The following is a 10139-nucleotide window of genomic DNA, read 5'->3' on the forward strand; positions in this document are numbered from 1 at the left end:
GCCCGTCGGCCCGTTCCGCCGGGCGGCGGCCACCCGCTCGGCCGCCGCGACGGCCCGGTCGCGCGCCGAGGCCGCCCGGTCGGTGGCCGAGGCGACCCACTGGCGGGCGGCGTCGGCCCGCTCCCGCGCGCCGGCGGCGCGCCGCTCCCACTCGGCGTCGGCCGCCCGCCGGTTCGCGGCGTCGGCCCGCCGGTCCCGCTCCTCGTCGGCCTGGCGCGCCCGGGCGGCCTCGGCCTGCCGGTCCCGCTCGTCGCCGGCCGGCAGGTCGCGGCCGAGCCGGGCCAGCAGCACGCCGGCGAGCACCCCGGCGGTGACCGCCGGGTCGGCCGCGTGCGGCCGCTCTGCCTCGTCGCGGCGCGGCGGCGGCATCCGGCACACCCGGGTCAGCAGGGTGTCCAGCACCGGTGCGGGCAGTCCGGGCAGCAGGTCCCGGACCCGCCCGTCCAGCTCGCTGTGCAGCCGCCCCAGGTCCTCGGCGCGCGGCGGGTGCCCGAGGAGCTCCCGGGCCAGGTCGCGCAGCAGCGGCGGGGCCACCGCGGCCAGGCCGAGGCCGACGTCGGCATGGGCGCGGCGCAGCTCGGCGTGCAGCCGGTCCCGGTCGCCGGAGCGGACCCCGTCCACGACCCGGCGCAGCAGCTCGCGAGAGTCACCGACCCGCTCGTCGGGGTCGTCCGGCGGGCCCTCCCGCCCGCCGGTCAGCTCCGCCACCCGCACCGACCACCAGCGGCGCAGCTTCACCTCGCCGGCCGGCTCGGGCGCCGCGACCGGGGCCGCCTCGCGCGGGGCGTCGTGCGCCGGCCGGCGCTGCTGCCGCTCCGGCCCGGGCGCGGGCCCGCCGTCGGGGCCCAGCCCGATCGCGGCCAGGTAGGCCGAGAGCTGCTCCTGTGCGACGCGCAGCGCGTACCCGGCGGTCTCGGCGTGCTCGGTGGCGGCCGAGAGCTCCGGCACGCCCATCGGGTCGGCCGACTCCTGGCGCACCCAGCGCAGCCGCTCCGCGGCCAGCCCGAACTTCTCCAGCGCCAGGGCGAGCTGGGCGATCGGCAGCTCCTCGGCGGCGGCGCGGACCTGCGCGCCGACGTCCTCGACGATGGACACGGCCCGGCCTCAGAGCGTCGCGACGTAGAGCTGCGCCTGCTCGACCGCGACGAGTGTCGCGGCGAGGCACTCCTCCAGCTCCTGGCTGGCCTGGGTCAGCGAGGACTGGGCCGCCTCCACCGTCTCGTGGCCGCTGCCCTCCAGCGCGCCGGCCAGCGTCTGCTGCGCCTCGGCCAGCTTCTCGCCGGCCGCCTGCACGGCGCTCTGGCCGTCGCCGATCTGCTGGAGCGCGACATCGATGGCTGCCTTGAGCTCGGCGACGCTCGCCACGGCGAAACCTCCTGGGGGCGGGGAGGCCTCCATTAGAGCCTACGGTTGCGGTGGGAGAACATCCGCCCTGTCAGTGTTCCTGCCCCGGTGACCGGTTGTCGACCGGAAGCGCCCGAGGTCCGATCAACGGGACCCGTCGGAGGGGTCGGCGCGGTCCCGCAGCCAGCGCGGGCCGTACACCTCCGCGCCCCGTTCGGTGACGCGTCGCCGCAGCTCACGGTCGGCCGTGACGACCAGCCGCCGGCGCTCCGGCGCGCCGGCGACCAGCGCGACCACGGCGTCGTCGCCGGAACCCGCCGCGGCCACCACCCGGACCCCGGCCGTGCCCGGCACGTCCCGGGCGCGGCCCTCCACCACCAGCACCACCTCGACCGGCGGCGGCAGCTCCGGGGGCAGCCCGCCCGCGGCGACCGGGGCCAGCGCGTCGCGCAGCCGGGCGGTGGCGCCGGCCCGGTCCCGCCACCAGCCGTCGGGGCGGGAACCCACCACGTTGGCGGCGTCCACGATCAGCAGCGGCGTCGCGTCCATCCCGTCAGCCTGCCATCCCGCCCGCGCGGTGAGGCGCAGGGCAGCGGCCCGTTTCCTCCGCCGGGGCCGTCGGGAGAGGCGTTCTTGCCACGAGGACCGGGGCGCGGGCGGCCCGGGCGTGGCGGCGTTTGTCGGGCCGACCGCCGGGTAGCCCCTGGCGACCGTGCCGCGCCCGAGCAGCGGAGGACAGAGATGATGGGACCCGGTGACTTCGGCTCCGACCCCTGGGACGAGTTCCTGGCCCGGTACTTCGGCCGGGGCGAGGGCGGGCGCCGACCCGCGCACCGGGTCGACATCACCCGACTGATGACCGCCGACGCCCGGGAGATGCTGGCCGACGCGGCGCGCCGGGCCGCCCAGCGGCAGAGCACCGACCTGGACACCGACCACCTGCTCTGGGCGGCGCTGCAACGCGAGCCGCTGCGCGACCTGGTCCGCCGCGCCGGCGCCGACCCGGACACGCTGCTCAACGCGCTGGGCGGGCGCGGCGACGGCGCGCCCCGCGGCGAGGTGCCGCCGAACCTGTCGCTCACCCCCGCGGCGAAGCGGGCGCTGCTGGACGCCCACCAGCTCTCGCGCGCGATGGGCGCGAACTACATCGGTCCCGAGCACATCCTGATGGCGCTGCCGCTGAACCCGGAGTCGCCGGCCGGGCGGATGCTCGCCGCCGGCCGGATCCAGCCCGAGTCGTTGCAGGCCGCCAGCGCCGAGCGCGGGCCGATGACCGGGCCGAAGCCGGACCGGGGCACGCCCACCCTCGACCAGTACGGCCAGGACCTCACCGACCTGGCCCGCAACGACCAGATCGACCCGGTGATCGGCCGGGCCGAGGAGATCGAACAGGCCGTCGAGATCCTGTCCCGACGGACGAAGAACAACCCGGTGCTGATCGGCGAGGCGGGCGTCGGCAAGACCGCCATCGTGGAGGGCCTGGCCGAGCGGATCTGCGACGGCGACGTGCCGCAGACGCTGCTCGGCAAGCGGGTGATCCAGCTCGACCTGGCCGGCCTGGTGGCGGGCACCCGCTACCGGGGCGACTTCGAGGAGCGGCTGAAGAAGGTGATCGACGAGATCCGCGCGCACCGTGAGGAGCTGATCGTCTTCCTGGACGAGATCCACACCCTCGTCGGCGCGGGCGGGGCGGGCAGCGAGGGCGGCATGGACGCGTCCAACATGCTCAAGCCCGCGCTGGCCCGGGGCGAGCTGCGGGTGATCGGCGCGACCACGCTGGACGAGTACCGCAAGAGCATCGAGAAGGACGCGGCGCTGGCCCGCCGGTTCCAGCCGGTCTTCGTGCCGGAGCCCAGCGTCGAGGACACCGTGGCGATCCTGCGCGGCCTGCGGGACCGCTACGAGGCGCACCACCAGGTGCGGTTCACCGACGAGGCGCTGGTCGCCGCCGCCGAGCTGTCCGACCGGTACGTCACCGACCGGTACCTGCCGGACAAGGCGATCGACCTGATCGACCAGGCGGGGGCGCGGGTCCGCCTGCGCACCCGCACCCCGGCCTCGGACGTACGCGAGCTGGAGACGCAGCTCGACGAGGTGCGGCGGGACAAGGAGCAGGCCGTCGCCGACGAGCAGTACGAGAAGGCGTCCGCCCTGCGCGACCGGCTCGCCGAGCTGGAGGAGGAGATCCGGCGGGCACGGGGCGACGAGGGCGGCACCTCGCAGGTGCCGGCGGTCGGGCCGCGCGAGATCGCCGAGGTGGTCTCCCGGGCCACCGGCATCCCGGTCAACCAGCTCACCGAGGAGGAACGCGACCGGCTGCTGCGCCTGGAGGGCCATCTGCACGAGAAGGTGGTCGGCCAGGACGACGCGGTCACCGCCGTCGCCGAGGCGGTGCGCCGCTCGCGCACCGGGCTGGCCGACCCGGAGCGCCCGATGGGCAGCTTCCTCTTCCTCGGGCCGACCGGCGTCGGCAAGACCGAGCTGGCCCGCGCCCTCGCGGAGGCGCTCTTCGGCGAGGCCGACCGGATGGTCCGGGTGGACATGAGCGAGTTCCAGGAGCGGCACACGGTCAGCCGGCTGGTCGGCGCCCCGCCCGGGTACGTCGGCTACGAGGAGGCCGGCCAGCTCACCGAGGCGGTGCGTCGCCGCCCGTACGCGGTGGTGCTGCTCGACGAGATCGAGAAGGCCCACCCCGACGTGTTCAACATCCTGCTCCAGGTCCTCGACGACGGGCGGCTCACCGACAGCCAGGGCCGTACGGTCAACTTCAAGAACACCGTGCTGATCATGACGAGCAACCTCGGCTCGGAGCTGATCACCGGCACGCAGCGCGCCGTCGGGTTCGGCGCCGGCGCGCCGGGCACCGACGCCGAGCGCGACGAGCTGCGCGAGCGGCTCATGCGCCGGCTCCAGGAGAACTTCCGCCCGGAGTTCCTCAACCGCATCGACGAGGTGATCATCTTCCGCCGGCTGGAGGCCGAGCAGCTGCGCCAGATCACCGGGCTGATGCTGGAGGAGACCCGGCGCCGGCTGCACGCCCAGGACATCGAGGTCGACTTCACCACCGCCGGCGTCGACTGGCTCGCCGAGCACGGCTACCAGCCGGAGTTCGGTGCCCGGCCGCTGCGCCGGGTCATCCAGCGGGAGGTGGACAACCAGCTCTCCCGGATGCTGCTGGAATCGGCGGTCTCGCCCGGCCAGAAGGTCACCGTCGACGCCCGCGACGGCCGGCTCGCCTTCGACGTGGCCGCCGGCGAGCGCGGCTACCGCGCGGCGAGCACGTCCCATCCCCGATGAGCCGGAGGGCGGACATGACCGAACCCGAGGAGACCCAGGAAGAGGCCGACCGCACCGATCCGATCCTGGCGCCGCCGACGGCGAACCCCGCCCGGGTGCAGGTGCCGCCGGAGGGCCTGGGCGAGCAGCAGGGCGACGAGCCGGAGCCGCCGGCGTCCGACCGTCGCGGTCGAGAGGAGGGCTGATGGTACGCGAGCAGCGGCTCGATCCCGAGGTGGAGGTCCTCTGGGACGACTTCCACGCCCAGGTGAACGTCCCGTCCGAGCAGCTGCGGCAGTGGCTGCTGACCCGCGGCTCGGGGGAGGAGTCGTTCGGGCCGGACCCGGACCTCGACCTGCCCGAGCCGGGCCGGCGGATCCTGCGGGTGCTCAGCAAGCGCAAGGTGGACCTCACCCCGGAGGACATCCGGGTGATGCAGGACGCCATCGACGAGATCCAGAACCTGCTGGAGGCCAAGCCGCCCCGCGGCAACGCCGACGACGAGTGGCGGCACGCGCTGCTCGACCTGGGTCACGACGTCCTCGTCGAACGCTGAACCGGTCCACGTCGCGGCGCTGACCCGGTCCACGGCGAACGCTGATCCGGCCCGCGTCGCGCCAGGGGCCGACCGCGTCGCGGCGGGAACCGCCCACCGAGGCACGGACGCACGGACGCACCGACGGTGTACCGGGACTCCTCCCGGTACACCGTCGGCCGGCACCGTCAGCCGTGGTCGCTCTCCAGGCTGCCGATCGTCAGGCCCGCGGCGTCGGCCGCCGCCTCGCGGTCGGCGCGCGCCCGCTCCTCGCGGGTGAGCAGGTTGGCGTACTCCGTCACGTCCGCCGGATCGGGCACCTCGGGCAGGCGGCGCAGGAACGCCTCCACGTCGCGGGCGGCGGACGTGTGCGCGGCGGCGGCCTGCCGGAGGATCTCCCGGTCGTCGGCGGCGGGGTAGAGGTCGGTCATGTCCGCCAGATACCCGGCGCCACGCCGTTCGCACCCCCGTCGGTGCCGGCGGTCGTCAGCCCCCGCGCCCCGTCCGGGCCGGCGGCGGGGAGCCCCCGCGCCCCGAAGCCCGGGTTGCGCAGCAGCCAGGACAGGTAGTCCGGGTGCGCCGCCAGCGAGTCGGTGTACGCGGCCAGCGCGGTCTCCAGCACCGCGTCGGCGTCGCGGGCGGCGGGGGAGTCCGGGTGCCAGCCCAGCATCAGCCGCCAGCGCAGCGGCGTGCCGGCCAGCATCCGGGTGACCAGCCCGGCGACCGGGCGGAAGGTGGCCTGGCACAGCGCCACCGCCTCCCCGGAGTCGACCATGTCGATGCAGACGCGCACGTCCGCCTCGTACAGCTTGCGGGGGGTGAAACCGGCGCGGGCGCAGGCGGCGGCGAAGCAGTCGCCGAAGCAGCCGTCGCCCGGCGCCGCCACCCACTGCTCGCGGCGCAGGTCCCCCAGCGGCACCTCGGCCCGGTCGGCCAGCGGATGCTGCTCGGGCAGCAGGACGAGCACCGGGTCGACCGCCACCTCCCGCCAGCTCAGCCCGCACTCGGCCGGCGGCGCGGCGTCGCCGCACACCCCGATCAGCGCGAAGTCCAGCCGACCGCCGGCCACCAGCTGGGCCAGCTCCCCGGCCGACCAGGAGGCGTGGGTGGTGATCTGGGCCGGCGGCGGATCGGCGGCGAGCCGGTGCACGAGCCGACCGAGGATCGGGCTGTTCACCCCGCCGAGCCGGTAGCGCCGGGGAGCGTCCCCGGCGCCGGCCAGCCGGGCCGCCTCGTCCTGCAGGCCCTTCATGGCCGGCAGCAGCACCCGGGCCCGGGCCAGCACCAGCTCACCGAGGGCGGTGGGCCGCGCGCCCCGGCGGTCCCGTTCGAACAGCGGCCCGCCCAACGTCCGCTCGATGCGCTGGAGCTGGGCGGTGAGCGCCGGCTGGGCCAGGCCGAGCGTCGAGGCCGCCTTGGTCACACTCCCCGTCTCCGCGATCGCGCAGACCACCCTCAGGTGTCGCAGCTCCAGATTCATAGAGTGACGGTATGACCCCGCAGCGGCCGACGGAAGGCCCCGGACGGATCAACACTCGCCGATGCGTACCCGATCCGTCGCCGCGCCGCCCGATGCCGGCGCCGACGACTCACGCCGGCGGCGGCTCCGCCAGGTCGGCGAGGTGCGTGGGGCGCCCGGTGACGGCGTCGCGCACCTTGTCGACCACGCCCACCGCCGGCTCGACGACCCGGTTCCACGGCGGGGTCGCCGGCGTGCCCGGGTGCGGCCGGGTCGGCGCGGCCTCCTCGGCGATCTCCAGCCGGTTGCCCAGGCGGATCAGCTCCTCGACGGTGGCGGCCCGCCGCAGCGCCGCGACGAGGGCGCCGACCTGTTCGACGTGGCGGCGGACCCGCGCGTCGACCTCGGCCAGCCCGTCGTCGGCCAGCCCGCGCAGGAGGGTCAGCAGCTCGGCGTCGTCCGCGAGCACCCGGTCCACCCGCGCGGCGGTGTCGGGCAGCGCCGCCCGGACTGCGGGCAGCAGACACTGCTCCTCGGCCGAGAGGTGCCGGGACAGCGCCGCCGTGAGCACCGTGACGCCGCCCTCCGGCGCCGGCTCCGGGTCGGCGTCGGTGAGGCGGCGCAGCAGCGCGGTCAGCTGCCGGTGCTCCTCGTCGACGATGTCGGCGATGCTGCGCCCGCCCGGCCGGAAGACCTCGTCCTCTCCGGTGGGCGGCAGCGGCGGCAGGGGAACGGTCATCGTGCCCTCCTCGGGCGGCCGGCGGAGCGCGTCGTGGGTGCGGTCGCGACCGGCGGTACCCGAGCGCGGCGACGGCGAAACCGGACGGCCGACCCCGCCGGCCCCGGGCGGCCCCGCCGGGCGGGCGGCGCGCGGCGGGGCGGGGGGACCGGAGCGGGCCGGTCGGCTGGTATGAAGAACCGATGACGAGCGACGCCGCCACCGCCCTTCCCGACCCCACCGACGAGGTCGTCGACCTCTGCCGCGACCTCCTGCGCATCGACACCACCAACACCGGGGACAACGACACCAGCGCCGGTGAGCGCGCCGCCGCCGAGTACGTGGCGGAGAAGCTGGCCGAGGTCGGCGTCGAGTCCGTCATCCGCGAGTCCGCGCCGGGCCGGGCCAACCTCGTCGCCCGCATCCCGGGCGCCGACCCGAGCCGGGGCGCGCTGCTGGTGCACGGCCACCTCGACGTGGTCCCCGCCGACGCCGACGAGTGGTCGGTGCACCCGTTCTCCGGGGAGCTGCGCGACGGCTACCTGTGGGGCCGGGGCGCCATCGACATGAAGGACTTCGACGCGATGGTGCTGGCCGTGGTGCGGCACTGGCGGCGCACCGGGGTCCGCCCGCCCCGCGACATCGTGCTCGCCTACACCGCCGACGAGGAGGCCGGCAGCGACTACGGCGCGCACTTCCTGGTCGAGCGGCACCGCGACCTGCTCGACGGCTGCACCGAGGCCATCGGCGAGGTCGGCGGCTTCTCCTACTCCGTCAACGACGAGCAGCGGCTCTATCTGATCGAGACCGCCGAGAAGGGCATCGACTGGCTGCGCCTGCGCGCCAAGGGCCGGCCCGGGCACGGGTCGATGGTGCACGACGACAACGCCGTCACCGCGCTCGCCGAGGCCGTGGCCCGGGTCGGCCGACACCGCTTCCCCGTGGTGGTCACCGACACCGTCCGGGCGTTCCTGGAGGAGGTCTCCGACCTGCTCGGCATCGAGCTCGACCCGGAGGACCCGGAGACCGCCATCGCCAAGCTCGGGCCGATCGCCAACATCATCGGCGCGACGATCCGCAACACCGCCAACCCGACCCGGCTCGCCGCCGGGTACAAGGACAACGTCATCCCCGGCCGGGCCACCGCCACCATCGACTGCCGCAGCCTGCCGGGGCAGTCGGAGCTGCTGGAGCGGCAGCTTCGCGAGCTGGTCGGCCCCGACATCGTCATCGAGTACATCCAGCGCCAGCCCGCGCTGGAGACGACGTTCGACGGCGACCTGGTCGACGCCATGTCGGCGGCGCTGCGCGCGGAGGACCCGGGGGCCAGGCCGGTGCCGTACATGCTCTCCGGCGGGACCGACGCCAAGGCGTTCTCGCAGCTCGGCATCCGCTGCTTCGGCTTCGCGCCGCTGCGGCTGCCCGCCGACCTGAACTTCTCCGCGCTGTTCCACGGCATCGACGAGCGGGTTCCGGTGGACGGACTACAGTTCGGCGTGCGGGTTCTCGACCGGTTCCTCCGCACCTGCTAGCTCTCCCGTCGGGAACACCGGTGTTCCGGCGGGGAACCTCCCCATCGTGAAGGGACTGACCCACATGACCGACCAGCACGGTGAGCTGGACGCCGCCCTCGAGCGCGTGATCGATGCGGCCCGCCACCACCTGGCCGCCGTCCGCGCCGCGCAGGGCCGCGTCGACGACGACGACGTCTGGCAGGCGTACGTCGCCCTGAACAACGCCTCCTTCGCGTACGACGAGCAACTCCTGGACGCCTTCGGCGAGGTCACCCCGTGGGACGTCGAGTCGATCGACCCGGACGAGGCCGACCAGCGCTTCGGCGGCGGGGAGGGCGTGGAGGCCACCGATCCGCACCCGCGGGTCATCTCGGTGCGCCAGCGGCGCGACTACCGGGTGCCGAGCGTGTCGGCGCTGATCCGGGTGGCCGAGGCCGCCCGGCGGGAGGGCACCCCGGCCGAGGACGAGCCGGAGCCCGTCGAGGGGGTGGGCGAGGCGGTGCTGGAGCTGCTGCAGAGCGGCGACGGCTCGCTCGGCGCGCTGGACGTGCCGGAGCTGGAGCCGCTCGACGGCGTGGTGATGGTCAGCGAGGTCGGCACCCCGGTCGACCTGGAGTCGTTCGACGACGACGACCCGGTCGGCCCGTTCCAGCCGGCCGCCGACGACCGGCTGGTCGGCCGCCTCGACGAGCACCCGTTCATGGAGCTCGACGACGAGCACGACCACGCCCACTAACGGCCCCGCCCGTCGCGCGGCGACGCCCCGGGATCCGGCCGAGCGGCCGGGCCCCGGGGCGTCCGCGTGCCGGGTGTCGTCGGTGCCTCAGTACGACAGGCCCGGCTGCGGCTGGTTGACCCGCCGGCGGCGCAGCATCACCTGCCGCGTGCCGTCGCGGTACAGCCGCACCCGGGCCAACTCCCATCCGGAGAACTCCGCCTGGATCGCCAACTGCGCCGCGGCGGTCAACCGGTCGACGTTCGGCGGCAGCCGCAGCGGCGCGTACTCGTAGTCCATGTGCCCTATGCTGCCCAGCCCGGCGGCCGTTTGCCACCCCCTCGCCGCTGGAGCCCGCCGACGCACCCGGCCCGTCCCCGCCGGCGACCGGCCCGGCGCGGTCGCCGTCCCGTTCGCTCCCGTCCGGGGCGGGCCCGGTCCGTCCCAGCCCCTCGCCGTGGTCACCCGGCCCGGCCGGGCGCCTCGGCGGTCGGCCCGGCCCCGTCCGCCCGCGGGGCGTCGCCGGCCGGGTCGGCTCCGGTGGCCGCCGGGTCGGTCCCGGTGGCGTCCGGTCCGAC

At 75.9% G+C, this 10139-nt stretch carries 12 protein-coding genes; 5 read left to right on the forward strand and 7 right to left on the reverse strand.

Annotated features, from left to right (window positions below; genetic code table 11):
* The 3 genes from ACWENR_RS26715 to ACWENR_RS26725 all read right to left on the reverse strand — a co-directional run.
* Positions 1-1095: hypothetical protein (locus ACWENR_RS26715; protein ID WP_452279712.1), on the reverse strand; the 1095-nt coding region annotated here is incomplete at its 3' end.
* Positions 1096-1104: 9 nt separating this feature from the next.
* Positions 1105-1365, reverse strand: a complete 261-nt coding sequence (locus tag ACWENR_RS26720; protein ID WP_089000636.1) for a hypothetical protein — start codon at positions 1363-1365, stop codon at positions 1105-1107.
* 123 nt (positions 1366-1488) lie between these two features.
* Positions 1489-1893 carry a hypothetical protein gene (locus ACWENR_RS26725; RefSeq protein ID WP_452279713.1) on the reverse strand — a complete coding sequence of 135 codons (405 nt, stop codon included), beginning with the start codon at positions 1891-1893 and terminating at the stop codon, positions 1489-1491.
* Positions 1894-2085: 192 nt separating this feature from the next.
* Between ACWENR_RS26725 and ACWENR_RS26730 the strand changes: the two genes are divergently transcribed.
* From ACWENR_RS26730 to ACWENR_RS26740, 3 genes are read left to right on the forward strand one after another with little or no spacing between them, the layout of a single operon-like run.
* Entirely contained in the window at positions 2086-4641 is a 2556-nt protein-coding gene (locus tag ACWENR_RS26730; protein WP_452279714.1) for an ATP-dependent Clp protease ATP-binding subunit, read from the forward strand.
* Positions 4642-4655: 14 nt separating this feature from the next.
* Positions 4656-4826 carry a hypothetical protein gene (locus ACWENR_RS26735; protein ID WP_452279715.1) on the forward strand — a complete coding sequence of 57 codons (171 nt, stop codon included), beginning with the start codon at positions 4656-4658 and terminating at the stop codon, positions 4824-4826.
* On the forward strand, positions 4826-5176 hold the full coding sequence (locus ACWENR_RS26740) for a DUF3140 domain-containing protein (protein ID WP_452279716.1): 351 nt from the start codon (positions 4826-4828) through the stop codon (positions 5174-5176). The genes ACWENR_RS26735 and ACWENR_RS26740 overlap by 1 nt, the downstream gene beginning before the upstream one ends.
* 167 nt (positions 5177-5343) lie before the next feature.
* On the opposite strand, the gene ACWENR_RS26745 is transcribed toward ACWENR_RS26740, so the two are convergent.
* The 3 genes from ACWENR_RS26745 to ACWENR_RS26755 all read right to left on the reverse strand — a co-directional run bounded on the left by ACWENR_RS26745 (position 5344) and on the right by ACWENR_RS26755 (position 7353).
* Entirely contained in the window at positions 5344-5586 is a 243-nt protein-coding gene (locus ACWENR_RS26745) for a hypothetical protein (RefSeq protein ID WP_091106617.1), read from the reverse strand.
* Entirely contained in the window at positions 5583-6635 is a 1053-nt protein-coding gene (locus ACWENR_RS26750) for a LysR family transcriptional regulator (RefSeq protein WP_452279717.1), read from the reverse strand. The genes ACWENR_RS26745 and ACWENR_RS26750 overlap by 4 nt, the downstream gene beginning before the upstream one ends.
* Positions 6636-6744: 109 nt before the next feature.
* Positions 6745-7353, reverse strand: a complete 609-nt coding sequence (locus ACWENR_RS26755) for a hemerythrin domain-containing protein (RefSeq protein WP_452279718.1) — start codon at positions 7351-7353, stop codon at positions 6745-6747.
* A 182-nt stretch (positions 7354-7535) separates the two neighbouring features.
* On the opposite strand from ACWENR_RS26755, the gene ACWENR_RS26760 reads away from it, so the two are divergent.
* Together ACWENR_RS26760 and ACWENR_RS26765 are read left to right on the forward strand one after the other, a co-directional pair.
* A complete protein-coding gene (locus ACWENR_RS26760) occupies positions 7536-8864 on the forward strand; it encodes a M20/M25/M40 family metallo-hydrolase (protein WP_452279719.1) in 1329 nt (442 codons plus the stop codon).
* A gap of 64 nt (positions 8865-8928) precedes the next feature.
* Positions 8929-9582: a hypothetical protein gene (locus ACWENR_RS26765; protein WP_452279720.1), complete on the forward strand. Its 654-nt coding sequence runs from the start codon at positions 8929-8931 to the stop codon at positions 9580-9582.
* Between the two features lie 87 nt (positions 9583-9669).
* Here the strand turns inward: ACWENR_RS26765 and ACWENR_RS26770 are convergent, their stop codons facing one another.
* A complete protein-coding gene (locus ACWENR_RS26770; RefSeq protein ID WP_393003413.1) occupies positions 9670-9861 on the reverse strand; it encodes a DUF5703 family protein in 192 nt (63 codons plus the stop codon).
* Positions 9862-10139 lie beyond the last annotated feature (278 nt).

This window comes from Micromonospora sp. NPDC004336, assembly GCF_053602615.1.